Source organism: Clavibacter capsici (assembly GCF_001280205.1).
GTDB classification, from domain to species: Bacteria; Actinomycetota; Actinomycetes; order Actinomycetales; family Microbacteriaceae; genus Clavibacter; species Clavibacter capsici.
Window position 1 is genome coordinate 2,176,262 of record NZ_CP012573.1, and the last position, 26,684, is coordinate 2,202,945.

At 73.3% G+C, this 26,684-nt stretch carries 21 protein-coding genes and 1 riboswitch; of the genes, 17 read left to right on the forward strand and 4 right to left on the reverse strand.

All coding sequences use genetic code 11. The annotated features are described in order from the left end of the window. The first annotated feature begins 172 nt into the window (after window positions 1-172). The gene (locus AES38_RS10250; protein WP_053774884.1) at window positions 173-1,054 is read left to right on the forward strand and encodes a Rieske (2Fe-2S) protein; all 882 of its coding nucleotides are present in this window, start codon (window positions 173-175) and stop codon (window positions 1,052-1,054) included. Here the strand turns inward: AES38_RS10250 and AES38_RS10255 are convergent. Genes AES38_RS10255 through AES38_RS10265 form a run of 3 tightly spaced genes read right to left on the reverse strand, consistent with a single transcriptional unit; the run spans window position 1,051 to window position 4,301 of the window. Next, complete coding sequence (locus AES38_RS10255) at window positions 1,051-2,271, reverse strand: MFS transporter (RefSeq protein ID WP_053774885.1); 1,221 nt, start codon at window positions 2,269-2,271, stop codon at window positions 1,051-1,053. The genes AES38_RS10250 and AES38_RS10255 overlap by 4 nt on opposite strands. A 49-nt stretch (window positions 2,272-2,320) precedes the next feature. Beyond that, complete coding sequence (locus AES38_RS10260; RefSeq protein WP_053774886.1) at window positions 2,321-3,781, reverse strand: SPFH domain-containing protein; 1,461 nt, start codon at window positions 3,779-3,781, stop codon at window positions 2,321-2,323. Between the two features lie 31 nt (window positions 3,782-3,812). Beyond that, window positions 3,813-4,301, reverse strand: a complete 489-nt coding sequence (locus tag AES38_RS10265) for an NfeD family protein (RefSeq protein WP_053774887.1) — start codon at window positions 4,299-4,301, stop codon at window positions 3,813-3,815. 183 nt (window positions 4,302-4,484) lie between these two features. On the opposite strand from AES38_RS10265, the gene AES38_RS10270 reads away from it, so the two are divergent. From AES38_RS10270 to AES38_RS10340, 16 genes are all read left to right on the forward strand, one after another. Beyond that, window positions 4,485-4,745, forward strand: a complete 261-nt coding sequence (locus AES38_RS10270; RefSeq protein WP_053774888.1) for a zinc ribbon domain-containing protein — start codon at window positions 4,485-4,487, stop codon at window positions 4,743-4,745. 122 nt (window positions 4,746-4,867) lie between these two features. Continuing rightward, the gene (locus AES38_RS10275; protein WP_053775769.1) at window positions 4,868-6,220 is read left to right on the forward strand and encodes an ABC transporter substrate-binding protein; all 1,353 of its coding nucleotides are present in this window, start codon (window positions 4,868-4,870) and stop codon (window positions 6,218-6,220) included. Further along, window positions 6,217-7,233: a carbohydrate ABC transporter permease gene (locus AES38_RS10280; RefSeq protein ID WP_053774889.1), complete on the forward strand. Its 1,017-nt coding sequence runs from the start codon at window positions 6,217-6,219 to the stop codon at window positions 7,231-7,233. The genes AES38_RS10275 and AES38_RS10280 overlap by 4 nt, the downstream gene beginning before the upstream one ends. Then, window positions 7,230-8,198 (forward strand): carbohydrate ABC transporter permease, encoded by a 969-nt coding sequence (locus tag AES38_RS10285; protein WP_053774890.1) that lies wholly within the window; start codon window positions 7,230-7,232, stop codon window positions 8,196-8,198. The genes AES38_RS10280 and AES38_RS10285 overlap by 4 nt, the downstream gene beginning before the upstream one ends. 134 nt (window positions 8,199-8,332) lie before the next feature. Next, entirely contained in the window at window positions 8,333-11,401 is a 3,069-nt protein-coding gene (locus AES38_RS10290; RefSeq protein WP_053774891.1) for a glycoside hydrolase family 2 TIM barrel-domain containing protein, read from the forward strand. Window positions 11,402-11,535: 134 nt separating this feature from the next. Then, window positions 11,536-12,822, forward strand: coding sequence for a D-arabinono-1,4-lactone oxidase (locus tag AES38_RS10295; RefSeq protein WP_053774892.1), 1,287 nt, complete (start codon window positions 11,536-11,538; stop codon window positions 12,820-12,822). Between the two features lie 113 nt (window positions 12,823-12,935). Further along, window positions 12,936-13,205, forward strand: coding sequence for a mycoredoxin (locus AES38_RS10300; RefSeq protein WP_053774893.1), 270 nt, complete (start codon window positions 12,936-12,938; stop codon window positions 13,203-13,205). Between the two features lie 3 nt (window positions 13,206-13,208). Beyond that, window positions 13,209-14,678 carry a maltokinase N-terminal cap-like domain-containing protein gene (locus AES38_RS10305; RefSeq protein WP_053774894.1) on the forward strand — a complete coding sequence of 490 codons (1,470 nt, stop codon included), beginning with the start codon at window positions 13,209-13,211 and terminating at the stop codon, window positions 14,676-14,678. 49 nt (window positions 14,679-14,727) lie between these two features. After that, window positions 14,728-16,893 (forward strand): S9 family peptidase, encoded by a 2,166-nt coding sequence (locus AES38_RS10310; protein ID WP_053774895.1) that lies wholly within the window; start codon window positions 14,728-14,730, stop codon window positions 16,891-16,893. A gap of 181 nt (window positions 16,894-17,074) precedes the next feature. Continuing rightward, window positions 17,075-17,977, forward strand: a complete 903-nt coding sequence (locus tag AES38_RS10315) for an Abi family protein (RefSeq protein ID WP_053774896.1) — start codon at window positions 17,075-17,077, stop codon at window positions 17,975-17,977. Between the two features lie 74 nt (window positions 17,978-18,051). After that, window positions 18,052-18,143: riboswitch (TPP riboswitch) on the forward strand. Further along, window positions 18,134-18,961 carry a hydroxyethylthiazole kinase gene (thiM, locus tag AES38_RS10320; protein ID WP_174775899.1) on the forward strand — a complete coding sequence of 276 codons (828 nt, stop codon included), beginning with the start codon at window positions 18,134-18,136 and terminating at the stop codon, window positions 18,959-18,961. (Overlaps the previous riboswitch by 10 nt.) Further along, window positions 18,958-21,210 carry a bifunctional hydroxymethylpyrimidine kinase/phosphomethylpyrimidine kinase gene (locus AES38_RS10325; RefSeq protein ID WP_072174634.1) on the forward strand — a complete coding sequence of 751 codons (2,253 nt, stop codon included), beginning with the start codon at window positions 18,958-18,960 and terminating at the stop codon, window positions 21,208-21,210. Before thiM ends, AES38_RS10325 begins: the two co-directional genes overlap by 4 nt. A 180-nt stretch (window positions 21,211-21,390) precedes the next feature. Continuing rightward, window positions 21,391-22,278, forward strand: a complete 888-nt coding sequence (locus AES38_RS16490; protein ID WP_053774897.1) for a cupin domain-containing protein — start codon at window positions 21,391-21,393, stop codon at window positions 22,276-22,278. Window positions 22,279-22,383: 105 nt separating this feature from the next. Then, a complete protein-coding gene (locus AES38_RS10335) occupies window positions 22,384-23,748 on the forward strand; it encodes an MFS transporter (RefSeq protein WP_053774898.1) in 1,365 nt (454 codons plus the stop codon). Window positions 23,749-23,797: 49 nt separating this feature from the next. Further along, the gene (locus AES38_RS15855; protein WP_157883526.1) at window positions 23,798-23,974 is read left to right on the forward strand and encodes a hypothetical protein; all 177 of its coding nucleotides are present in this window, start codon (window positions 23,798-23,800) and stop codon (window positions 23,972-23,974) included. A 54-nt stretch (window positions 23,975-24,028) separates the two neighbouring features. After that, on the forward strand, window positions 24,029-24,250 hold the full coding sequence (locus AES38_RS10340; protein WP_053774899.1) for a hypothetical protein: 222 nt from the start codon (window positions 24,029-24,031) through the stop codon (window positions 24,248-24,250). A 68-nt stretch (window positions 24,251-24,318) separates the two neighbouring features. On the opposite strand, the gene AES38_RS10345 is transcribed toward AES38_RS10340, so the two are convergent. Continuing rightward, window positions 24,319-26,451, reverse strand: a complete 2,133-nt coding sequence (locus tag AES38_RS10345; protein WP_053774900.1) for a DEAD/DEAH box helicase — start codon at window positions 26,449-26,451, stop codon at window positions 24,319-24,321. Window positions 26,452-26,684 lie beyond the last annotated feature (233 nt).

The following is a 26,684-nucleotide window of genomic DNA, read 5'->3' on the forward strand; positions in this document are numbered from 1 at the left end:
CGACCGTCGCCGGGGAGCGATCGAACCGTAGCGACGCGCCCGCCGCGGAGGCGCCGGCTGTTCACGAGCGGGCGGGACGCCGGATCCGGCCGAGCGGCCTTGTCACTGCTCCCCCGCAGGCGTTGCCTGGGTGAGAGCGCCGACGGCGGCGCCGGAACCGGCAGGAGACCCCATGAGGGAGCTGAAGCTCGTCGCGGCCATCGCGAGGATCGAGGACGCGGAGGCGCTGGATCCGATCGTCGGCCGGGTGAAGGGCGTCGTCACCGCGCTGCTGAAGCCGCGGGCGCTGGCCGACCTGCTGCACGGCGTGCCGTTCGGGCACCCGCTGCACCCGGTGGCCGTCCTGATCCCCACCGGCGCGTGGGTGTCCTCCGCGGTGCTCGACCTCCTGCCCGGCAACGAGAAGGCCAGCCGGGCGCTCGTGGGCGTCGGCGTGCTGAGCGCGGCGCCCTCCATCGCCTCCGGCTACGCCGACTGGTCGCAGCTGCACGAGCAGCAGATGCGCGTCGGCATCGTGCACTCCGCGGCCAACGCCCTCGCGACGGGCCTGTACGGCCTCTCGTGGATCCAGCGCGCCCGCGGCAAGCACACGAGCGGCAAGGTGCTCGGACTCGCGGGCCTCGGCCTCGTCTCCGCCGGCGGCTTCCTCGGCGGCCACCTCGCCTACCGCCAGGCGGCCGGCGCCAACCACGCCGAGGACGTGCCGCACCGCTTCCCCGTCGGCTGGCAGGAGCTCGGCCGGCTCGACGAGCTGCCCGACGGCCGCCTCGCGAAGCGCGACGTCGCGGGACTCCCCGTGCTCGTGCGTCGCCACGGCATGACGGTGGATGCCCTCAGCGACACCTGCAGCCACCTCTCCGCGCCGCTCGACGAGGGGACGCTCGGCACCGACCCGAAGACGGGCGAGGCGTGCGTCACCTGCCCGTGGCACGAGAGCGTGTTCAGCCTGAGGACGGGCGAGGTGATCCACGGCCCGGCGACCGCGCCGCAGCCCCGCTTCGAGACGCGCGTCACGGGCGGTCTCGTGGAGGTGCGGCTGCCGAACGCGGGCTAGTCGCCGTCGGCGGGCGCGTCGTCGCCCGCCTCGACGGTCCCGCGCAGCGCGAGGGCCGCCAGCAGGGCGCATCCCGCGAAGACGACGGCGCCCGCGACGGTCGGCAGCGCGATGCCGGTCGTGGCCAGCACGCCGCCCAGCGCCGATCCCGCCGCGAGGCCGAGCAGGCTGACGACCCGGCCCGCCGCGCCCACGCGCCCGAGCAGGTCCGCGGGGACGAGCCGCTGCCGGAGCGTGGTCGCGCAGATGCTCCAGACCACGGCGTGCAGGATGTAGAGCGCGAGCAGGATCCCGGCGACGACCGGGTCCCGCGTCACGGCGAGGCCCGCGAGTGTCGCGGCGCCCAGCGCGAGGGCGGCCGTGATGGTCCAGCGGGAGCCGAGGCGGGCGCGGAGAGGAGCGGCGATCGCGGATCCGGCGAGGCCGCCGAGCGCGCTGACCGCGAGGAGCACGCCGTAGCCGGCGGCGTCGAGGCCGAGCCGCTCGCCCGCGAACAGCACGAGCACCGAGAACGGCAGCATGTAGCCGACGCTGGCCAGGCCGCCGACGAGCGCGAGGGATCCGACCGTGCGGTGCCCGGCGAGCCAGCGCACGCCCGCCGCCGCCTCGCGGGACACGGAGCGGCGCGGCCCCGGAGCGGGAGGCGCCGGATCCACCCGCCGCGGCAGCGCGAGCGCCACGGCCCCGGCCGCCACCCACAGCCCGCCGGTGGCGTACACGGGCCAGGCGGCGGCGAGCGCGAACAGGATCCCGCCGAGCGGCGGCCCGACGAACTCGTCCGCCACGAGCTGCGTGCCGGTGATGCGCGCGTTCGCGCGGTCGAGGCGGCCCGCCGGCACGATCGACGGCAGCACGGCGACCGCGGCCCCGTCGGCGGCGCTCTCGAGCACGCCGACCACGGCCATCACCGCGTAGAGCGCCGCGAGCGACGCGACGCCCGACTGGATCGATGCCGCGAGGCCCAGCACGGCCACGCCGCGGAGCGCGTTCGCGACGACGATCAGCGTGCGCCGGTCGAGCCGGTCGACGTGCACGCCCACGGGCAGCGCGACCAGCAGCCGCACGAGCGCGTACGTGGTCGCGAGCCCGGCGACGCCGCGCGGGTCGTCGGTGAGGCCCGCCGCGACGAGCGGCATGGTGACGAAGACGAGCCCGTCCGCGAGGTTGGAGAGCGCGTTCGCGCCCCACAGCCCCGCGAACGCGCTCGGTCGTCTCACGCCGGGCTCCCCGGGGCGGCGTGCGCCCCGTGGAGCCCGGTCATCGGGATCAGATCCCGGCGCCCTCGGACGCGGCCGTCGCCGGGCCCACGTCCGTGGAGGTCGCGCCGGACGCCGATCCGCCGGCGGACGCACCCGCCGCCGTCGAGCCCAGGAACGAGCTCAGCGCCGTCGCGACGTCGATGCCCGTGGTGTCCTTGAGCAGCTTCGGCAGCGTCGCCATGTTCTCGGCCACCGAGCGGTTGAGCGCGTTCGCGCCGTCCGCCGAGATGATCGTCATGTTGTCGACGTTGGCGAGCGGCGCCGCCATCTCGCGCGCGATCTCGGGCATCGACGCGATGATGCGCGCCTGCAGCGCCTCGCGCGACAGCTTGTTCTGCGCCTCGGCGAGCGCGGCGGCCGCCTCGGCCTCCGCCTGGCCGCGCGCCTGGATCGCGTCGGCGTTCGCCTTCCCGAGCGCGGTGATGGACGCGGCCTCGTTCACGGCAGCGGTCTTCGCCGCCTCGGCGTTCTGCGTGCGCTGGTAGACCTCCACGTCGACCTTGGCCTTCTCGGCGTCGCGGGCCGCCTGCGCGTCCTGGACGGTCGCGTACTTGCGCGCCTCGGCGGGGAGCTCGACGTCGATGCGCAGGCGCTCCTTCGAGACCTCGGCCTGCGCGGCGACCGCGGTGCGCTCCTGGTCGGCGACCAGGCGGTCCTGCTCCGCCTTGGCCAGCTCGCCGGCCGCGAGCGCGGTCGCGTTGGCGCGGTCGGTGTCGGCCTTGATGGCGGCACGGCGCAGGTCGAGCTCGAGCTGGCGCTCGGCGGTCTGCTGGTCGTTCTCGATGGCGGCGAGCGCGGAGATCCGCTTGTTCTCGGCCTCCGCGACCTCGGCGATCTGGCGGGCGCGCGCGGCGTTCGAGCGGGCCCGGTCGTCGAGGTAGGTGCTGCCCGGGGTCGTGATCTCGCGGACGTTGAGCGTCTCGATCTGCAAGCCCAGCTCCGCGAGGTCGTTCTTCGTCTGGTTCACGGCCTCCTGCGCCACGACGGAGAAGCTCTTCACGAGCTCGTCCACGGGACGGTCGCCGATGAGGCCGCGGATCGCGCCCTCGAGGGACTGCCGCACGATCTCCGGCAGGGCGTCCTGCTGGAGGAGGTAGCGCTGCACGGCGCGGCGCACGCCGTCCTCGGTGCCCGTCACCTTGAAGTTGACGGTCGCGACGACGGCGGTGTTGATGAAGTTCGCGTCGCGCGCCTCGGCCGTGACGCTCGTCTGGTACTGCTCGAGCGAGAGCGTGAAGCCCTCCTGGAAGATCGGCCAGATGAAGGTCCGGCCGCCGATGATGACCTTCTGCGGGCTGGAGAACCCGGCCCCGCCCTCGCTCCGCTCGGCGTTGCGGCCGACGATGACGAGCGCCTGGTTCGGCGGCACGCGGCGGACGCGGGAGGCGATGAAGCCGACCAGCGCCACCAGGATGACGATGACGACGATGACGGCGATGGCGGTCGTGCCGCCGGATGCCAGGTCCACGGGATGGTTCCTCTCGTTGGGACGGGTGCTGCTAGGTGGTGGGGGCCGCGTCGACGTCGGGCTCGACGCGGACGCGGACGCCGTCCTCGGACACGACGCGGATGCGGGTGCCGACGGCGAGGGGCGCGTCGCTCATCGCGAGCCGGCGCTCGAGCTCGCGGATGTGCTCGAGCCGCACCTCGCCGCCCGACGGCGAGGTGGGCGACGTGACGACGCCGACCATCCCGACGGGCGAGTACGAGCCGCCGCTCTCCTGCTTCGCGACGAAGCGGACCGTGAGCTGCACCACCACGAGGGCGACGATCGCGAGGGCAACGGCGATCGCGATGGCGCCGCCGGATCCGATGCCGGCCTGGTCGGCGAGCACGCCGCCGACGCCGTAGATGGCGAGGGCCGCCCCGAGGGCGACGCCCGAGACGAGGCCGTCCCCGCCGCCGAACGCGTCGAGGAGGTCGCCGAGCAGGATGCTGGAGAGGAGGAGCAGGAGGCCCACCGCACCGACGATCAGGAAGACGATCACGCGGCGCCTCCCGGGCAGGCCGCAGCCGGGGTGACGTGCGCGCCGTCGTGGTGCGTGGTCATGCGGGGCCGATCTGCCGTGTGCGTGTCCTTCGAACGTACCGGGTGATCCGTCCGGCGTCGCGTCCTCGTCCGGGGACCGCCCGACCGCCTATGCTCCGCCCGGCGCGCGTAGCCTCGGGAGGTGATCCTCCTCTTCGGCACGCGTGCGCGCGACGCCCTCCTCGTCGTCGTGACCTTCGCCTGCCTCGTCTGCGGCGTGACCGCGCCCCAGCGCGTCCTGCACCGCACGCTCCGGTTCACGGTCTTCTTCGTGCCGCTCATCCCGCTGCGCTCCACCTACCGCGTCGCGTGCTCCAACTGCGGCGCCGAGACCCGCCTCACCGAGGACCAGGCCATGCACGGCCTCGAGTGGGCCGTGCGGAACCGGGGCGCGCGCCGCTGAGGCGGCGTCCGCCGCGCTCCCAGGAATCCCGACCACGGGTTAGGAATAAGTTTCGTCCCCCGCCTAGAGTGGCCGTGGGCCTCGGCCCATCTGCCATCGACGACGACGGGAGGGATGCGACGATGCATTCGATCAGCAGGAGACAGGCGCTGGGGGTGGGAGCCGCTGCCGCCGGGACGCTGGCTCTCGCGTCCTGCTCGGCACCGGGCGGGAGGCTGGTCAACTCCGACCCGCCGATCCCCGCGGCGGCACCGGGCGAGAAGGTCACGCTCACGTACTGGGCGTGGCTGAAGGACCTGCAGAAGGTCGCGGACGTGTGGAACGCGCAGAACCCCGACATCCAGGTCGAGGCGGTCTGGATCCCCGGCGGCAACGCCGGCGGCTACAACAAGATGTACTCGGCCATCACCGCGGGCGGCGGCCCGGACATCGGCCAGGTCGAGCTCCGCCAGCTCCCCGAGTTCCTCCTCGCCAACGCGCTCGTGGACCTCACCCGCTACGGCGTCGAGGAGTACCGCGACCGGTACGACGACGCCCTGTGGAAGCAGGTCAGCTTCCAGGACGGCGTCTTCGGGATCCCGCAGGACTCCGGCCCCCTGGCCTTCTACTACCAGCCCGAGCTCCTCGACCAGGTGGGCGGCCGGCCGCCCGCCACCTGGGACGACTGGGCGGCCCTCAGCGCCGAGGTGCGGAAGACCGGCGCGGGCAACTACCTCGACTGCTTCCCCGTCTCCGACGCCAGCGTCTTCACCTCCTACGCGACGCAGGCCGGCGCCAACTGGTTCCGGATCGACGGCGAGCGCTGGGTCGTCGACATGCTCGACGACCGCACGAAGGAGGTCGCCGCGTTCTTCGACCGGGCGATCGACGACGACGTCGTCAACACGGGCTTCACCGCGTTCTCGCCGCCCTGGTACGCGGCCGCGGCCGACGCCAAGATCTTCGGCTGCACGAGCGCGAGCTGGGGCGACGCCCTCATCCAGTCGGTCTCCGGCGGCGAGGGCAAGTGGCGCGTGGCGCCCATGCAGACGTGGGGCTTCGACGGGGCGTACGGGTCGAGCTACCTCGGCGGATCCACCGCGGCCGTGCTCGCGAACAGCAAGCACCCGGTGGAGGCGCTGAAGTTCATGACCTGGATGACCACGTCGCCCGAGGGCATCGACGCGATGATCCAGAACTCCGGCATCGGCTGGTCGCCGGCGTCCGACTACATCGGCGCGGCCCGGCAGGAGCCGAGCGAGTTCTTCGGCGGCCAGAGCTACAACGAGGAGGTCTTCGTCCCCGCGGCGAAGGAGCAGAACCTCGACTGGACCTGGTGCCCGCTCACGCAGTTCACGCTGAACACCCTGCAGGACGAGTTCCGCCGCAAGCTCACGAGCGGGCAGACCCTCGTCGAGTCGCTGCCCCTCGCGCAGGAGGCCGTGATCGAGGCCTTCCGCAACAAGGGGCTCACCGTCGAGGCGGCGTCCGCATGAGCGTCGACGCGCGTCCGGCCCGCAGCGAGCGCGCCGGCACCCGACCCGCCCGCGCCGAGCGCTCGGGCGTCGGCAGGGGGCAGCTGAAGAGGTCGCAGACCGTCGCGCCGTGGGTGCTGCTCGCGCCGTTCCTGGCCGTCTTCGTGCTGACCTTCGTCCTGCCGATCATCTACGCGGTGTTCCAGTCGTTCACGACCGTGCGACGCGAGGGCCTGTTCGGCGAGGAGGGCGTGACCACCGCGTTCGCCGGCATCGAGAACTACGTGCTCGCGCTCCAGAACGACGCGTTCACGGCGTCCATCGGCCGGGTGCTGCTGTTCGGCATCGTGCAGGTGCCCGTGATGATCATCCTCTGCACGATCCTCGCGCTCCTGCTCGAGTCGGCGTCGGCGAAGTGGCCCCAGTTCTTCCGGGCGGCCTACTTCATGCCGTACGGCGTCCCGGGCGTCATCGCGACGATCCTGTGGGGCTTCCTCTACATCCCGGGGCTGTCGCCGATCATCGACATCGGCGAGATGCTCGGGATCCAGCTCGACTTCCTCGGCGCCGGCACCGTGCTGTGGTCCATCGCGAACATCGTGACCTGGACCTACACGGGCTACAACATGCTCATCATCATCGCCCAGCTGAAGTCGATCCCCGGGGACGTCTACGAGGCCGCGCGCATCGACGGCGCGGGCGCGTGGCGCACGGCCCTCTCGATCCAGCTGCCGCTGATCCGTCCGGCGCTCGTGCTCGCGACCGTCTTCTCGATCATCGGCACGCTGCAGCTGTTCGCGGAGCCCCAGGTGCTCTCGACCTCGGCGCCGGCGATCGACTCGCAGTACACGCCGAACCTGTCGGCGTACACCACGGCGTTCGCCTACAACGACTACGGCGTGGCCGCGGCGCAGGCGGTCATCATCGCCCTCGCCGCGTTCGTCCTGTCGTTCGTGTTCCTCGGGATCACGAACCGGAAGCCCAAGGAGGAGCGGGAAGCCGCCGCCGCGAAGAAGAAGGAGGCGCGCGCATGACCGCCACAGAGGTCCGACCGACTACCGGCCAGGGCGCCGACGACAAGGCGGAGCAGAAGCGGCTCGCGCAGGCCGCCGAGGCGAAGGTGAGCCGGCCCTCCAAGGCCGGGCAGACGAACGGGGCGGGGGCGAAGCCCGCCACGCGGATCCTCGTCACGGCGGTCCTCGCGCTCGTCGCGCTGTACTTCCTCGTCCCCGTCTACTACGTCGTGGTCGCCGCCACGAAGACGACGGCCGACCTGTTCGGCACCAACGGGTTCCTGTTCGCGAACATGAACCTCTGGCAGAACCTCACGATGGTGTTCACGTACGACGACGGCATCTTCGTGCGCTGGTTCCTGAACTCCGTGCTCTACGCCGGGGTGGGCGCGCTCATCGCGACGTACTTCGCGGCCGCCGGCGGGTACGCGCTCGCCAAGTACCGGTTCCGGGGCTCGAACATCGTGTTCGGCACCATCCTCGGCGGCGTGCTCGTGCCGGGCACGGCCACCGCGCTGCCGCTGTTCCTGCTGTTCAGCAGCATGGGGATCGCGAACACGTACTGGTCGGTGCTGATCCCGTCGCTCGTCTCGCCGTTCGGCCTGTTCCTCTGCCGGATCTACGCGCAGGCGTCGGTGGAGGACGCGGTGATCGAGTCGGGCCGGATCGACGGGGCGAGCGAGCTGCGGATCTTCCACACGCTCGCGCTGCGCTCCATGACGCCCGCGCTCGTGACGGTGTTCCTCTTCCAGCTCGTCGGCATCTGGAACAACTACTTCCTGCCGCTGATCATGCTGGCCGACGACAAGCTCTACCCGATCACGCTCGGCCTCAACAACTGGCGGAGCCAGGTCGACCGGCTGCCCGAGTTCTACCAGCTGACCACGGGCGGCGTCCTCGTCTCGATCATCCCGCTCATCGCGGCGATGATCGTGCTGCAGAAGTACTGGCGGGGCGGCCTGACGGACGGCGCCGTGAAGGGCTGACCCGCGGGTGCGCGGATCCCGACGGCCGGGCAGGGCGACCTGCCCGGCTGTCGGCGCATTCGGCGCCTCCCCTCCCGACCCACGATGATGGGACAGCGGCACGTCGCCGCACCCGCCCACGCGCAAGGAAGCCCATGACGCACGCCCTCCCCTACTTCGAGGACTTCGCCCCCACGACGGGCCCGGCCCGCCGTCCCCGTTCGTGCCTGCACTCGGATGCCCCGCGCATCGTGCTGAACGGCGACTGGCGTTTCCGCCTCTCCCCCACGCCCCGCGGCCTCTCCGACGAGATGGCCGACCCGGCGTACGACGACTCCGGCTGGGACGAGATCCCCGTGCCGAGCCACTGGGTGCTCGGCCAGGACGGCCGCTTCGGCCTGCCCGCCTACACGAACGTGCAGTACCCGTTCCCCGTCGAGCCGCCCTACGTGCCCGACGAGAACCCGACGGGCGACTACCGCGTCGAGGTCGACGTGCCGACGGACTGGCAGTCGCTCGAGCGCGTCGTGCTCCGCTTCGAGGGCGTCGAGTCGGCGTTCAAGGTGTGGCTGAACGGCGACGAGGTCGGCACCGCGATGGGATCCCGCCTCTCGCACGAGTTCGACGTGACCGCGTCGCTCCGCCCCGGGTCCAACGTGCTCGCCGTGCGCGTGCACCAGTGGTCGATCGCCAGCTACCTCGAGGACCAGGACCAGTGGTGGATGCCCGGCATCTTCCGCGACGTCACGCTCCTCGGCCGTCCCGAGGGCGGCATCGACGACGCGTGGACCCGCGCCGAGTACGACCACGAGACGGGCGCGGGCACCGTGCACGTCGAGGTCGACGCCGAGCGCGCCGCGTTCCCCGTCACGCTCGAGGTCGAGGACCTCGGCATCCACGTCACCTGGGCGACCCCCGAGGACGTCGCGCCCGTGCACGTCGACCGCGTCGAGCCGTGGAGCGCCGAGAGCCCCACCCAGTACCAGGGCTTCCTCCGCACGAACGTCGAGGCGCTCTCCATCCGCCTCGGCTTCCGCACCGTGCGGATCGAGGGCGACCGGTTCCTCGTCAACGGCCGCCGCGTGGTCTTCCACGGCGTGAACCGGCACGAGGCCCACCCCGAGCGCGGCCGCGTCTTCGACGAGGAGCACGCGCGCGCCGACATGCTGCTGATGAAGCAGCACAACGTCAACGCGATCCGCACGAGCCACTACCCGCCGCACCCGCGCGTGCTCGACCTCGCCGACGAGCTCGGCTTCTGGGTCATCGACGAGTGCGACCTCGAGACCCACGGCTTCGAGTTCGGCGGCTGGGTGGGCAACCCCAGCGACGACCCGCGCTTCGCCGACCACTACCTCGACCGGATCGAGCGCACCGTCGAGCGCGACAAGAACCACCCCTCCGTCGTCATGTGGTCGCTCGGCAACGAGTCGGGCACCGGGCGCAACCTCGCCGCGATGTCGGCGTGGGTCCACCGCCGCGACCCGGGCCGGCCCGTGCACTACGAGGGCGACTACACGGGCGAGTACACGGACGTCTACTCGCGCATGTACTCGAACCTGCAGGAGACCGAGTCCATCGGCAGCGACGTGATCCCGGGCGACCTGCTCGGCTGCACGCCCGGCGAGGGCATGCGCCAGCGCTCGAAGCCCTTCATCCTCTGCGAGTACGTGCACGCCATGGGCAACGGCCCCGGCCAGATCGGCGAGTACGAGGACCTCGTGCTCCGCTACCCGCGCCTGCACGGCGGGTTCGTCTGGGAGTGGCGCGACCACGGCATCCTCACCGAGACCGCGGACGGCGAGGCGTTCTACGCCTACGGCGGCGACTTCGGCGAGGTCCTGCACGACGGCAACTTCGTGATGGACGGCATGGTCCTGCCCGACGACACCCCCACGCCCGGCCTCGCCGAGTACAAGGCCGTCGTGCAGCCCATCGCGTTCGGGCTCGAGCGCGACGGCGGATCCGCGTCCCTCGTCGTCGAGAGCCGCTACCACTCGATCTCCACCGCCCTCGCGAGCCTCGTCTGGGTGCTCGCGGTCGACGGCGAGGACATCGCGACCGGCGTCCTCGACGCCGAGCCGGTGCCCGCGGGCGAGACCGTGCGGATCCCGCTGCCGGCGGACGCCCTCGACGCCGGGGAGCTCGCGGCCGCCCGCGAGCGCGGCCCCGCGCCCGAGGTGTGGCTCACCGTGCAGGCGATCCTCCGCGACGACGAGCCGTGGGCCGAGGCCGGCCACGTGGTCGCCGCGCAGCAGTTCGACCTCACGCCCGCGCCGCGCCCCGCGGTGCCCGCGCGCTGGGTGGACGCGGACGAGGAGACGTTCCCGGACGCCGGCGCCACGCGCCTCACCCTCGGCGACGGCGAGTTCGACCTCGCCACCGGCCGCCTGGTGCGGCTCGGCGGCCTCGAGGTCGACGGCCCGCGCCTCGAGCTGTGGCGCGCGCCCACCGACAACGACCGCAGCGACAGCAGCGGCTCCTACGAGCTGGCGGATCCGCGCCTCACCTACGGCCGGGGCGTCGAGGGCCCGTCGAGCGCGGCGCGCTGGCGCGACGCGGGCCTCGACCGGCTGACCCACCGGGTCCGCTCGGTGAAGGTCGGATCCGGCTCGCTCACGGTCGTCGTGCGCACGAGCGCGGCGCAGTCCTTCGACTCGGTCGACACGACGTACTGCTGGACCGAGGGCGTCGACGGCGACCTGGACGTGCGCGTCGACATCGTGCCGAGCGCCGGGTGGGCCATCACGTGGCCGCGCGTCGGGATCCGCATCGACCTCCCCGCGAGCGTCACCAACGCGGAGTGGTTCGGCACCGGGCCGTTCGAGTCCTACCCGGACTCGCGCCGCGCGGCGCTCGTCGGCCGGTTCTCGTCGCTCGTCGACGACCTGGGCGCCGTGTACTCGCGGCCGCAGGAGACCGGCCACCGCAGCGACCTGCGGGAGCTCGAGCTCGGCACGTTCGACGGCGAGCACGGCATCGTGATCGAGGCCCGGCCCGACACCGCGGGCCGACGCCCCGGCTTCACGGCCTCCCGGCACACGCCGCAGGAGCTCGACCGGGCGACCCACCCGCACGAGCTGCCCGCGAGCGAGGCGGTGCACCTCTACATCGACGCCGCGCAGCACGGGCTCGGCTCGCGCGCGTGCGGCCTCGACGTGCTGCCCGAGCACCAGCTCTGGCCGTCCGCGAGGACGCTGGAGCTCACCATCCGGAGCCGCTGACGGGCGCGGCGGCGGGCCCTGGCGGGTCCGCCGCCGCATCCGACGCGGCCCGACCGCACGACACGCTCGCCCTCCGGCCGGAGGGCGGGCAAGCTGGAGACGACGGCGTCCGATGGCGGGCGCGAGGAGGACGCATGACCGACACCATCGAGCAGGGCACCGCGGGCACCAACTGGGCCGGCAACTACGCGTACAGGGCCCGCGAGGTCCACGCGCCGACGAGCGTCGAGGAGCTGCGGGCCATCGTCCGCGACGCTCCCCGGATCCGCGTCCTCGGATCCCGCCACTCGTTCAACGACATCGCCGACTCGGACGTGCTGGTCTCGCTCGCCGAGCTGCCGGCCGACCTCGTGATCGACCGCGACGCCAGCACCGCCACCTTCTCCGCGGGCCTCGCCTACGGGAAGCTCGCGGAGCTCCTCGGCGACGAGGGCCTCGCGATCCACAACCTCGCGTCGCTGCCGCACATCTCGGTCGCGGGCGCCATCGCGACGGCGACCCACGGATCCGGCATCGGCAACGGCAACCTCGGCACCGCCGTCGCGGCCCTCGAGCTGATCACGGCCGACGGCGAGACCGTCACCTACCGCCGCGGGGACGACGACTTCGACGGCGTGGTCGTCGGCCTCGGCGCGCTCGGCGTCGTGACGCGCGTCACCCTCGACGTGGAGCCCGCGTACCTCGTGCGCCAGCGCGTGTTCGAGGGCCTGTCGTGGGAGGCGTTCGACGAGAACCTCGAGGACGTCTTCGGCGGCGCCTACAGCGTCAGCGTCTTCACGCGCTTCGGCGAGACGACCGACCAGGTGTGGCTGAAGAGCCGCGTGCAGCTCGACGTCGACGGCCAGCCTGAGGACGAGGTCGTCGTGGCCGACTACTTCGGGGCGCCGGCCGCGACCGAGGAGCGCCACCCGATCCTCGGCATCGACCCGGTGAACAGCACGTCGCAGCTCGGGGTCGTCGGCCTCTGGTCCGACCGCCTCTCCCACTTCAAGATGGGCTTCACGCCGAGCGACGGCGAGGAGATCCAGTCGGAGTTCCACGTGCCGCTCGACCGGGCCGTCGAGGCCGTGCGGGCGCTGCGCGACATGGGCGACCGGATCCGCCCGATCCTCCTCGTCTGCGAGCTGCGCGCCGTCGCCGAGGACCGCCTCTGGCTGAGCCCGCAGCACGGGCAGGCGACCATCGGCCTGCACTTCACGTGGAAGCGCGACCAGGAGGCCGTCGAGGCGCTGCTCGTCGAGCTCGAGGCGGCCATCCGGCCGTTCGGCGCGCGACCGCACTGGGGCAAGGTCTTCACCGCGACGGCGGCCGACATCGCGCCGCTGTACCCGCGGTCGGGCGACTTCCTCGCCCTCGCCGAGCGCCTGGATCCCACGGGGAAGTTCCGCAACGCCTGGTTCGAGCGCTCGCTGCGCGGCTGATCCGCATCCCGCTCTGACCGGCACCTGGCCCGGGATCCCCGCCGGCCGGAGGCGTGTCCTCCGACTGAGGGAATCCCGGGCCGGCGTCGTGAACGGCGCGTAGGGTGAGCAGCATGGCGCCCGAGACCTCCTCCTACGTACCTGCCCCCGGGCGGATCACGATGTTCTCCACCACCTGGTGCGGCTACTGCCGCCGGCTGAAGGACCAGCTCGACCGCGCGGGCATCGGCTACGACGAGGTCGACATCGAGCAGGTGCCGGGCACCGCCGAGCTCGTGGAGGCCATCAACGGCGGCAACCAGACGGTCCCGACCGTCCTCTTCCCCGACGGCTCGTCCGCCACCAACCCGTCCCTCGCCGACGTGACCGCGAAGGTGGCCTGAGCCATGCAGCACCACGACCTCAGCGAGATCCCCGACTTCCTCGCCGCCTGGATGCGCGAGCAGCGCTGGTTCGCCTCGAAGGGGACCGAGCCGCGCCTCGAGCGCATCGGCGGATGGAGCTTCAGCGACGAGGGCTGGTTCGCCCGCATCGAGACGCACCTGATCATCGACCACGGCAGCGCGAAGCCCGTGCTGTACCAGGTCCCCCTCACCTACCGGCAGGCGCCGCTGGAGGAGCTGAGGCCCTTCCACATCGGCACGACCGTCGAGGACGACGGCGTCGAGCTGCACGTCTACGACGGCCCGCACGACCCCGCGTACGCGTGGGCGCTCATCCGCACGATCCTCGACGACCGCGAGGCGGACGTCGACGAGACCTCGCTCGGCGCGACCGCGCGCGGCCAGCGCCAGCCGGGCGTGGAGGTCGCGACCGTCGTGGGATCCCACGTGCTCTCGGGCGAGCAGTCGAACACGTCGATCATCTACGACATGGTCTCCGCCGACGGCCAGGCCATCAACCCGATGATCGTCAAGGTCTTCCGCGCGCTGCACCACGGCGAGAACCCCGACGTCGTGCTGCAGTCGGCCATCGCGGGCGCCGGATCCCGGCTCGTGCCGCAGACCATGGGCAGCGTGCTCGCGCAGTGGAGCGACTCCGGCCGCGAGGAGGGGCGCGCCGTCGGGCACGTCGCCTTCGCGCAGGAGTTCCTGCCCGGCGTGACGGACGCCTGGCGCGTCGCCCTCCGCGCGGCCGAGGCCGACGCCGACTTCCAGGCGGAGGCCCGCGCGCTCGGCGAGGCCACGGCCGACGTGCACGCCACGCTCGCCGCCGCGCTCCCCACCGTCGAGGCCACGCCCGACGTCATCGAGGGGATCATGGTCAGCTTCCGCCGCCGTCACGCGACGGCCGAGCGCGAGGTCCCCGAGATCGCGGCCTTCCACGACGCCATCGCGAGCGTGTACGACGCCGCCGAGAAGGGCGAGTGGCCGAAGCTGCAGCGCATCCACGGCGACTACCACCTCGGCCAGGTGCTCTCGGTGCCGAACCGCGGCTGGGTGCTCCTCGACTTCGAGGGCGAGCCGCTCCGGCCCATGCACGAGCGCTCGCTGCCGGACGTCACGCTCCGCGACGTCGCCGGCATGCTCCGCTCGTTCGACTACGTCGCCGGCTCCTACGCGCTCGCGCACCCCGGCAAGTCGGCCGCCGCATGGGCGTCCGCCGCCCGGCGCGCGTTCGTCGACGGCTACATCGCCCGCTCCGGCACCGACCTCCGCGCGAACCGGGCGCTGCTCGACGCGTTCGAGATCGACAAGGCCGTGTACGAGGCGATCTACGAGGTCCGCAACCGGCCCGGCTGGCTGTCGATCCCGCTCCAGGCCGTCGCGCGCCTCGCCACCCGCTCGAGCACGCTCGGCGCGGTGACGACGCCGGGCGCGACCGGGCCGCGCGAGGCCGGGCCGATCACCTCCTGACCCGCGGGACGGCCGGAGCGCACCCGGCGCCCGTCGGTAGGCTGGCGGGATGACCGACCCCGCCGTCCCGGCCGTCTCCTCCCCCGCATCCGACTCCCCCGCCACCCCTCCCGTCGCGGAGCAGCGACCGATCGAGCGCACCTTCCACGGCGACACGTTCGTGGACCGCTACGAGTGGCTGCGCGACAAGGACGACGCGGACGTCATCGCCCACCTCGAGGCCGAGAACGCGTACACGGAAGGCGCCACCGCGCACCTCGAGCCGCTGCGCGAGGCGATCTTCACGGAGATCAAGGACCGCACGCAGGAGACCGACCTCTCGGTGCCCGTCCGCAAGGGCGACTGGTGGTACTACGCCCGCACGGTCGAGGGGTCGCAGTACGCGATCCGCTGCCGCCGTCCGGTCGCCGGTCCGGACGACTGGACCCCGCCCGCGATCGAGCCCGCCGCCGACGGCGCCGCCGTCCCGGGCGAGCAGGTGCTCCTCGACTCCAACGTCGAGGCCGAGGGCCACGACTTCTTCTCGCTCGGCGCGTTCGAGGTCAGCCCCGACGGGTCGCTCCTCGCCTACTCGACCGACGTCGAGGGCGACGAGCGGTTCCTGCTCAAGATCCGCGACCTGGCCACGGGCGAGGACCTCGCCGACGAGATCCCCGGCACCAGCCACGGCGCGACCTTCTCGGCGCACGGCGACCACCTCTTCTACGTCACGGTCGACGACGCCTGGCGCCCCGACACCGTCTGGCGCCACCGCGTGGGCACGCCCGCCTCGCAGGACGTGAAGGTGTTCACCGAGCCCGACGAGAGCTGCTTCGTCGGCTTCGGCATGACCCGCAGCCGGCAGTACCTCGTGATCGAGGTCGGCTCGAAGATCACGACCGAGGTGCTGCTGCTCGACGCGGGCGACCCCACGGGCGCGTTCCGCCCGGTGTGGCCGCGCCGCCACGGCGTCGAGTACGACGTGGACCACGCGGTCATCGACGGCAGCGACCGGCTCCTGATCCTGCACAACGACGGCGCCACCAACTTCGAGCTGATCGACGTGCCCGCCGACGACCCCACCTCCACGAGCGACCGCCAGGTCGTCATCCCCCACGACGACGAGGTGCGCCTCGAGGACGCCAGCGCGTTCGCCGACCACCTCGTCGTCTCCTACCGCCGCGAGGGCCTCACCCGCGTCGGCGTGATCCCCTTCGACCGGGTCCTCGACGGCGAGCAGCTGCACGAGATCGCCTTCGACGAGCCGATCTACACGGTCGGCGCGGCGGGCAACCCCGAGTTCGCGCAGCCCACCGTGCGCCTCGGCTACACGAGCCTCGCGACCCCGGCCACCACCTACGACTACGTGCTCGCGACGCGCGAGCTCCGCCTCCTCAAGCAGCAGCCCGTGCGCGGCGGCTACGACCCCGACGACTACGTGCAGACCCGCGAGTGGGCGACCGCGGAGGACGGCACCGAGATCCCGCTGTCGGTCGTCTACAAGCGCGGCCTGGTGCACCCGGGCACGCCCGCGCCGCTCCTGCTCTACGGCTACGGCTCGTACGAGGCGAGCATCGACCCGTCGTTCTCCATCGCCCGGCTGTCGCTGCTCGACCGGGGCATGGCGTTCGTGATCGCGCACGTGCGCGGCGGCGGCGAGATGGGCCGGCGCTGGTACGACGAGGGCAAGACGCTCACCAAGCGCAACACGTTCACCGACTTCGTCGCGGCGGCCGACCACCTCATCGCGCGCGGGTGGACGAGCCCGGAGAAGCTCGTCGCCGAGGGCCGCAGCGCCGGCGGACTCCTGATGGGCGCGGTCGCGAACATCGCGCCCGACCGCTTCGCCGGGATCCTCGCGGGCGTGCCGTTCGTGGACGCCCTCACGAGCATCCTCGACCCGTCGCTGCCGCTCACGGTGATCGAGTGGGACGAGTGGGGCGACCCGCTGCACGACCCCGAGGTCTACGCGTACATGAAGTCGTACACGCCGTACGAGAACGTGCGCGAGGGCGTGGAGTACCCGCGGATCCTCGCGGTCACGAGCCTCAACGACACGCGCGTGCTCTACGTCGAGCCCGCCAAGTGGACCGCCCGCCTCCGCGAGGTCGGCGCGCCCGTGCTGCTGCGCACCGAGATGCAGGCCGGCCACGGCGGCAAGTCGGGCCGATACGACGCCTGGCGCGAGCGCGCGTCGGACTACGCGTGGGTGCTCGACGTGGCGGGGCTCGCCTGAGTCAGGCGGGCTCCCCCTCCCGCAGTGCGGACGATGCTTCGGCGGTCCGCGAGACGCGTGGCGGGCGGTGGATGACGGGCGCCGCGGTATAGCCGATCGGGTACCATGGAGGCAATCGACCCCCTCCCAAGCCTCTCGACGATGCTCAAATGGGAGGGGCCTTTTCTTTCCGAGGGGTGCGATGAAGCCCTACTTGTCCTGGCCCGATCAGATCGCCCTGATGGCTGGCCGCGGTCTGCTCGTGACCGACGAATCCGATTGCGCCCGGTTCCTCGCGTCGAACAACTACTACAGGTTCTCGGGGTACGCGCGTTACTTCCAGAGAGCTCCTCATCTCGGCGATGACGACTTCCTGCCCGGCACGGCGTTCGACGACATCCGATGCGTCTACGACGCCGATGCGTCGTTGCGCGACTCCCTCGTCCGGCCGCTCGCCCACGTCGAGCTCCTGCTGCGGTCGCACGTCGCCCATGTCATCGGGCGTGAGCACGGCGCATATGGGACGCATCTCGAGCAGGGCTTCTACAAGGACGTCGGCGGACGGGAGCCCACCGTCGAGTCCTGCCTCCGGGACATAGACCGGAGCAAGGACCGGCACATCCTCCGCTACCGAGGGGAGGCGCGAGACAGCTCCGACTACGGAGGTCTGCCCGTGTGGTCCGCCGTCGAGGCCTGGTCGTTCGGCACGTTGTCCAAGGTGGTGGAACGGGGAGCCCAAGGCGCTCTCGCCGACTCCGTGGCCACGAGCATCGGCGTGGCCAAAGCCGGTTTCGCCTACCGGGTGAGGGCCTTCGTCTACCTCCGCAATCGGTGCGCGCACCACAATCGCCTGTGGAACCACTCCATCGTCGACGCGGGTCCGACGCCCAACAACGTACGCACGAAGGCCAAGCGCCTCGCGGGCCAGTTCGGCCCCCGCTCGGTGCTCGATGTGATCGCATCGCTCGACGACATCACGACCCGAGGGACGGACGGCTCCGCTTCGCTACCCGAGCTGATCGGTCAGCACGACCGCGACGGCGCCTTCTGGAAGGGGTTGGCGACTCCTCAGGGACCGAAGGATCATCTGGCGGAGACGACGTAGCTCCCCAGCACGACACATCCGCGACACCGCCGCCGGCCGTCCTGGCAGGTGCGACGCGTCTGGCCCTAGGGTGGATCCCTGACACGGGGTGCCCACGAGGGCTGAGATGAGACCCGTCGCACCTGATCCGGTTCGCACCGGCGGAGGGATGTCACCATGAGCGCTGCGCGCCCGCACATCGACGAGATCGCCCGGACGGGGACCGCCTCGGCGGACCTCCTCCACCTGCTGCGGGAGCGCGTGCCGCTCGTGCAGTGCATCACCAACCAGGTGGTCGCGGGGTTCACCGCGAACGTCCTCCTCGCGCTGGGCGCCGCGCCCGCGATGACCGACGTGCCGACCGAGGCCGGGCCGTTCGCGCGGGTCGCGTCGGGCGTGCTCGTCAACCTCGGCACGCCGCACGCCGAGCAGCGGGAGGCGGCGGTCGAGGCCGCGCACGCGGCGCGCGGCGCGGGGACGCCCTGGGTGCTGGATCCGGTCGCCGTCGGCGCCCTGCCGGTGCGGACGCGGCTCGCGCACGAGCTCGTGGCGCTGTCGCCGACGATCGTGCGCGGCAACGCGTCGGAGGTCATCGCGCTCGCGACCGGCGGCGCGGGCGGGCGCGGGGTCGACGCGACCGACGAGGTCGAGGCCGCGCTCGACGCGGCGACGCTGCTCGCGCGCACCTTCGGCACGGTCGTCGCGGTCTCGGGACCGGTCGACCACGTCACGGACGGGACGCGGACCGTGCGCGTGCACACCGGCGACGCGCTGCTCACCCAGGTCACCGGCGGGGGCTGCGCGCTCGGGGCCGTGATGGCGGCGTTCGCGTCGACGGATCCGGATCCGCTGCGGGCCGCCGTGGCCGCGACGAGCGTGTACACGATCGCCGCGGAGGTCGCCGCCGAGGGATCGCGCGGGCCCGGGTCGTTCGCCGTCGCGCTGCTCGACGCGCTCGACGCCGCCACGCCCGAGCTGGTCGCCCAGCGCGAGCGCCTCTCGTGAGCGGGATCGACCTCTCCGTCTACCTCGTCACCGACCCCGCCCTGTGCGGCGAGCGCGGCGTGCCCGCGGTCGTCACGGCGGCGGTCGCGGGCGGAGCGACGGCGGTGCAGGTCCGCGACAAGCACGCGAGCGCGGCCGAGCTGCTGACGACGGTGGTCGCGGCGGCGGACGCGATCGACGCGCACGCGGCGGCGCATCCCGGGGCCGCGCGTCCGCTGCTCGTCGTCGACGACCGCGTCGACGTGGTGCTGGCGGCCCTGGCGAGCGGCATGCGCGTCGACGGCGTGCACGTCGGGCAGTCCGACGTGCCGGCCGACCTCGTGCGGCGGATGCTCGACGCCGCGAGCCCCGACCGCCGCCTCGTCGTGGGCCTCACGGCGAACACGCCGGCGCACGTGGAGGCGGTGCGCGCGCTGCCCGCGGGCACGGTCGACTACCTCGGCGTCGGCGTGATCCGCCCCACCAGCACCAAGCCCGACCACCCGGCACCGCTCGGGCACGACGGGTTCGGGATCATCGCGGGCCTCTCCCCCGTGCCGTGCGTCGCGATCGGCGGCGTCGACGTGCGCGACGTGGACGCGGTCGCGGCGGCCGGCGGCGCGGGCACGGCCGTCGTGTCGGCGATCTGCGCGGCCGAGGACCCGGAGGCGGCGGCGCGCGAGCTCGCCGAGGCGTGGGCGCGTGTGCGGGTGCGCGGCGGCGGCGGATCCACGACGGCGGGCGACGCGGCGGCGCCGCCCACTCCGGGCGGTGCGGCCGACCCCGCACGCGTGCCCCGCGTCCTCAGCATCGCGGGCACGGATCCCACGGGCGGCGCGGGCGTCCAGGCCGACCTCAAGTCCATCGCCGCGAACGGCGGCTACGGCATGGCCGTGGTCACGGCGCTCGTGGCGCAGAACACCCGGGGCGTGCGGGAGATCCACGTGCCGCCCGTCGCGTTCCTCCGCGCGCAGCTCGACGCGGTCTCCGACGACGTCGTCATCGACGCCGTGAAGGTCGGCATGCTCGGATCCGCGGCGGTGGTCGACGAGGTCGCCGACTGGCTGCGCGCGGTGCGCCCTCCGGTCGTGGTGCTGGATCCGGTGATGGTCGCCCAGTCCGGCGACGCCCTCCTCGACGACGACGCGACCGACGCGCTCCGCCGCCTCCTGCCGCTCGCCGACGTCGTCACCCCGAACCTGCCGGAGCTCGCCGCGCTCCTCGGCGAGCCCGAGGCCGACGGCTGGGACGCCGCGCTCGCGCAGGGGCGGACGCTCGCGGCCCGGTACGGCGTGCGCGTGATCGTGAAGGGCGGCCACCTCCGCGTGGACGACTGCCCGGACGCGCTCGTGACGCCCGGCACGTCCGAGGCTGAGGCCGCCGTGGACGTGGTCGACGGGCCGCGCATCGCGACGACCAGCACGCACGGCACGGGCTGCTCGCTCTCCAGCGCCCTCGCGACCCTGCGTCCGCGCCGCGGGGACTGGCTGGCCTCGCTCGCGGAGGCGAAGGGGTGGCTCACGGGATCGCTGGCGCACGCGGAGGACCTCCACGTGGGATCCGGCGCGGGCCCGCTCGACCACCTGCGCGCGCTGTGGGACGCCGCCGGCACGCACGCGGGATCCGTCTCGGAGGAGATGTGGGCGGGATCCGCCGACCTCCGCCGGGAGATCGACGACCTCGCGTTCGTGCGCCGCCTCGGCGACGGCACGCTGCCGGAGGCGTGGTTCTCGCACTACCTCGCGCAGGACGCGATCTACCTGCGCGCGTACTCGCGGGTGCTGGCGCGGGCGAGCCAGCTCGCGCCGACGCCGGAGGCGCAGGTCGTGTGGGCCCGCGGCGCCGCCGACGCGATCGCCGCCGAGTCGACGCTGCACGCCGAGTGGCTGTCGCGGCACCCGGCGCCCGCGGTCGCCGGGCCCGTGACGCGCGCCTACGTCGACCACCTGCTCGCGCACGCGGCGACGAGCGACTACGCCGTGCTGGTCGCGGCGCTGCTGCCGTGCTTCACCATCTACGCGGACGTGGGCACGCGGCTCCGGGCGGCGGGATCCGCGGTCGAGGCGGCGGGGTCCTCGCACCCGTACGCGGCCTGGCTCCGGACGTACGCGGATCCGGCGTTCGCGGCCGCGACCCGGCGCGCGTGCGAGCTCGTGGACGAGGCCGCCGTGCTCGCGGGTCCGTCCCGGCGCCCGGCGATGCTGGAGGCGTCCCTCGTCTCGGCGGCGTACGAGCGCGACTTCTTCCGCGCCCCGGAGGCGCTCGGCTGACGCGCCCGGGAGCCGGTGCGCGGGCGCCGCTCGCCGGAGGGACGCGCCGACCTGGGGACGCCCCGGCCCCCTTCCAGCCGCACCCGCGGGAGGATGCCCGTGCCCCGACGCGAACACCCGCGCCGGGGCTCCCCGTTCGACGACCCGGGCATCCCGCGTGCCCGACAGAGAGGACACCGCATGCGCGTCCAGGCCGAGACCCCCGCCGTCACGATGCCCGCCCACCAGTTCACGGGCGAGGTCCGCCTCCGCTGGCTGTCCACCCCGCAGACCGCCGACCAGCGGGCGGTCGTCGCGGCCGTCACCTTCGCGCCCGGGGCCCGCACCGTGTGGCACTCGCACCAGCTCGGGCAGACCCTGCACGTCACGTCCGGCATCGCCCGGGTGGGCACGCGCGACGGCGGCGTGGTCGAGGTCGCCCCGGGCGGATCCGTGTACATCGAGGCCGGCGAGGAGCACTGGCACGGCGCCACGGCCCACGCGCCCATGGAGCACATCGCGGTGCTGGAGGACGGCGACGACCCCGTCGCCGCCACCGGCTGGGGCGTGCACGTGACCGACGAGGAGTTCCTGCAGCCCGCCGTGCCCGCGTCCGTCGCGACGCCGACCGCCACGCCGGCGGCCGCGCACCACGTGCCGCTCGGCACCCCGGTGCTCGTGCACGCGCTGCACTACACGGCGATGTTCGGCCCGAAGCCGTTCGACGAGGCGCTGCTCGTGTACCTCGACAACGGCTCCTACAAGATCCTCTCGCCCGGCGAGGAGCACTACGGCAGCTACGTCTCGGCGGCGGAGTCGGGCGTCGCGCCCCGGCACGTGGCCTTCCTCTCCTGGCCGTCGGACGACTGGGAGCGCAACGTCGCGAGCCACACGCTCACCTTCTCGGACGACACGGGCGCCTTCATCCAGTCGCTCGTGCTGCCGGGCGACGCCGTGCCGCGCGCGCAGCACGGCTTCGCCGAGGTCGTCGCGGATCCCGAGCGCGTCGACATGACGGCGTCGTGGGAGCAGCTCCGCGTCACGCACGCGGAGGTGTTCGACCGCCTGCGGGAGCGCGCGCACCGCTGACGTCACGGAGCCCGGGGCGGCCGGGCGCGGCGCTACGCTCGAGCCACCGCCCCGGGATCCTCACGCCGATCCGGCCTGCCCGGGGGCGATCCCGGAGGCAGCACCATGACCACGACCACGTCACGGCCCACGCGCGCCGAGCGCCTCGACGGACTCCCGTGGACCCGCGCGCACTCCCGCATCCTCGGCGGCAGCGGCGTCGGCTGGGCGCTCGACGCGATGGACGTCGGTCTCATCTCGTTCGTCATCGCGCAGCTCGCCGTGGTGTGGAAGGCGGACGCGGGGCAGCTCGGCCTGGTCGCGTCCGCCGGGTTCCTCGGCATGGCGATCGGCGCGAGCGTCGGCGGGCTGCTGGCCGACCGGCTCGGCCGGCGGCAGGTCTTCGCGCTGACGCTGCTGGTCTACGGTCTGGCCACGGGCGTCTCGGCGCTCGCCATGTCGGTCGGCGCGCTCATCGCGCTGCGCTTCGTGGTCGGCCTCGGGCTCGGCGCCGAGCTGCCCGTCGCGTCGACGCTCGTGAGCGAGTTCGCACCCGCCCGGATCCGGGGGCGCGTCATCGTGATCCTCGAGTCGTCGTGGGCGGTCGGCTGGACGGCCGCGGCCCTCATCGGCTACCTCGTGATCCCCGCGAGCGACGACGGCTGGCGGTGGGCGCTCGCGCTCGGCGCGGTGCCCGCGGTGTGGGCGATCGTCGTGCGGCTGCGCCTGCCGGAGTCGGTGCGCTTCCTCGAGGGAAAGGGGCGGCACGCGGAGGCGGAGCGGGTGGTGCGCGAGCTGGAGGCGGCGGCCGGGAGGACGCCCGCGCCGGACGCCGAGCACGCGGCGGCTCTCGCGCCGGATCCGGCCGACCCCGCGGAGGCCGCCACCGCCGACGCCGCGCCCCGCGAGCGCCTCTTCGGCGCGCGCCTGCGCCGCCGCACGCTCTCGCTCTGGATCGTGTGGTTCTGCGTCAACTTCGCCTACTACGGCGCCTTCATCTGGCTGCCCACGCTGCTCGTGGCGCAGGGCTTCTCGCTCGTGCGGTCGTTCGCGTACACGCTGCTGATCACGCTCGCGCAGCTGCCCGGCTACGCCGTCTCAGCCTGGCTCGTCGAGCGGTGGGGGCGACGGGCGACGCTCGCGGTGTTCCTCGCGGGATCCGCCGTCGCGGCGGGCCTCTTCGGCACCGCCGACTCCGTGACGACGATCCTCGTGTTCGGCGCGCTCATGTCGTTCTCGAACCTCGGCGCGTGGGGCGCGCTCTACGCCGTGACGCCGGAGCTGTACCCGACCCGGGTGCGCGCGACGGGAGCCGGGAGCGCGGCGGGCTTCGGGCGCCTCGCCTCGATCGTCGCGCCGCTGTGCGTGCCGCCGCTCCTCGCGCTCGGCGGCGTCGCGCTGCCGTTCGGCGTCTTCGCGGCCGTCTTCGCGCTGGCCGCCGCCGCCGCGCTCACGCTGCCGGACCTCCGCGGCGCGGCCCTCGAGGACTGACCCGGCGGATCCGGTCGGTACGCTCGGAGCACCGACCCGAGGAGCCCGCGTGGTGCTGTCGAACCTGATCTACCTGGCGTTCATCCCCGTCGTGATCCTCGTGCTCTTCGCCGTCATCGGCACCTCCCGCTCGAACCCCACGCAGGACGCGCAGGACGCCGCCGCCCGCGAGCGCCGCGCGGCCCGCAAGGCGGAGCGCCAGCGGAGGAAGGACGAGCGCGGCTGATCCGCGCTGTGCACGACGGGCGCGCCCACCTGGCGCGCTGCGCATCCTGGTCGCATGACCCCGGACGAGCTGCGACGGCGACGCATCCGCGCTGCACGCGTCGCCGCCATCCTCTCCGCCTTCTACCTGGTGTCCCAGCTGGTGATCGTGCCGCTCGTAGCCGGGCGTCCCGCCGCCGACCAAGCGGCCCCGGCTGCCGTCTGGGCCGTCCTCCTGTTCGGGTTCGCCTACTGGGTCACGATGGCGCAGCACCGGCGCGGGCGGGACCGCGACTAGTTCCCCCGCACACACGACGCCCCCGCGACCAGCAGGTCGCGGGGGCGTCGTCGTGCGGGTCGCGACGGCTACGCGGCCAGCGCCTCCTCCAGGAGGTGGGAGAGCGCGTCGAGCTGCACGGACGTGGATCCTGCCTCGTCGAAGTCCTCGCCGTCGAGCGCGCGCGCCGCGAGGCCCGCCTTGCTGTCGATGAGCTCCGCGATCTTCGCGTCGATGGTCTGCGCCGCGATGATCCGCCACGCGGTGACGGGCTCCTCCTGGCCGATGCGGTGCACGCGGTCGATGGCCTGCGTCTGCTCCGCGCTCGTCCAGCTGAGCTCCGCGAGCACCACGTTCGACGCGGCCTGCAGGTTGAGGCCGACGCCCGCCGCGGTGAGCGAGCAGACCACGACCTTCACCTCGGGGTCGTTCTGGAAGGAGTCGATCGCGTTCTGGCGCGCCGCCGGCGACTGGTCGCCGCGGATCGAGACGCTCTTCAGCTCCCGCTTCGCGAACGTGGCCTCGGCCTGGTCCATCACGTCGACGTGCTTCGCGAAGAACACGACCTTGCCGACCGAGCGCGCGAGCTGCGCGGCGTAGTCGGCCGCGAGCACGGCCTTGGCCTGGCCGATGCGGCGGACCATGGTGAACACGTTCTCGCCGGTCTTCTGCGCCTTGGCCTCGTCGAGCTCGGACTGCGCGACGAGACGGATGAGGTGCGCGCGCTCCGTGGCCGGGCCCTCGAGCACGTCGGGCACGGTGGTGCCGCGGGCGCCGACGAGCGCCGTGAAGCGCTTGACGAGCCGGGCTGCGAGCTCGCGCTCGGCCTGGCGGATGGAGCGACCCAGGTCGTCGTCGAGCTCGACGGGGAGGTCCGCGATGCGCTTGGACGGCAGGTCGGTGGCCACGTCGACCTTGCGGCGGCGCACGATGCCGAGGTCGATGACCGCGCGCCGGGCCTCGGCGAAGAAGCCCGGATCCGCGGGCGTGAGGCCCGCCTCCTCCAGCTCGCCCATGAGGCGCGAGGTGGGCTTGTCGCCGTCGATCCAGCCGAGGAACTGCCAGATGGCGCGGAAGTCGTCGATGTCGTTGATGAGCGGCGTGCCCGTCAGCGCCATGAGCAGCGGGTTCGACTGACGCTGCCGGATGCTCTCGGCGAGCGCCAGCACGAACTTCGAGCGCTGCGACTGCAGGTTCTTGATGAAGTGCGCCTCGTCGACGACCATGCCGCGGAAGCCGAGCGTGCGCAGCCAGCCGATGTGGCGGTCGAGCACCTCGTAGTTGACGATGACGACGTCGGCGAACGCGTCGAGCCCGAGGCCGTCGCCGTGGATCACCGTGGCGCGGCGGTGCGGCGTCCACCGCTCCACCTCGCGCTTCCAGTTCATCTTGACGACGTTCGGCACGACGACCAGCAGCGGGTACGCGTCGGCGACGGACGCGGCGAGCAGCGCCTGCGCGGTCTTGCCGAGGCCGGGCTCGTCGGCGAGCAGGAACTCGCGGTGGCCGAGGCGCACGCTCTCGAGGAAGCGGGCCTGGTGGCGCATGAGCTCGAGGCCGTGCGGCGACAGGCGGTCGATGCGGGGGCTCTCGGGGAGGTCCATGCTCGCGATGCCGCCGCCGGCGCCGTACTCGAACGACTTGAACAGCGGGCCGAGCAGCTCCCAGTTCGCCAGCAGGCGCGTGGGCGGCGCGGCGGGCGCGGGCCGGTCGAGGTCGGGCTCGAGGAACGGGTTCGCGAGCACGCGGGCCTTGACCGACGGCGGGACGACCTGGCGCTCGTGCAGCTTGGCGAGCGCGGGATCCTCGGGCTCGGGCTCCGGCTCCTCCTCCACGACCATCTCGACGCCGCCGTCGAAGAGCATGTGCTTGCGCATCGCGCGGGCGGCCTCGGAGAGCTTGGCGTCGGGATCCAGCAGCGGCAGGACCGAGGTGTCGCGTGCGGCGGTGCGGGCCAGGATGCTCGCGATGCCGTCGAGGCGCTTCAGGGTCTCGGCGCGCTCGGGGTCGCTGAGCGGGGTGGCCGGGTCCTTCGCGTGCGTGCGCTCCTCGCGCATCAGCACGGCGACGACCTGGAACTTCGTGCGGTTGACCGGCTTCAGCTTGCCGCGCTGGGCGGCCTGCTCGATCTCGCGCACGGCGCGCGCCAGGACGGGGATGAGCCCCTCGTTGTCGATCGTGCGCGTGCGGGCGGAGGACCGCCGCTGGCCGGTGCGAGCCATGCAACTCCTTGTTCACTGCCGGGGCCAGGCCGTGCCTGCGCTCCCGGATCGGAAGACGTGCGTCCGTCGTGCACGGTGACGCGTGCGGTCGGACGGTGGCGAGGGGACCTTCCTCGAGCAACCGGGGTTCCGGGTCGGGGGTGGGATGCGGGTCCGCCGCCTGCGCCCGGCCGCCTCGGGGAGGACGGGCACAGGAGGAGTTTAGGGCACGGCGACGCCCCGGCGCGCCCTCG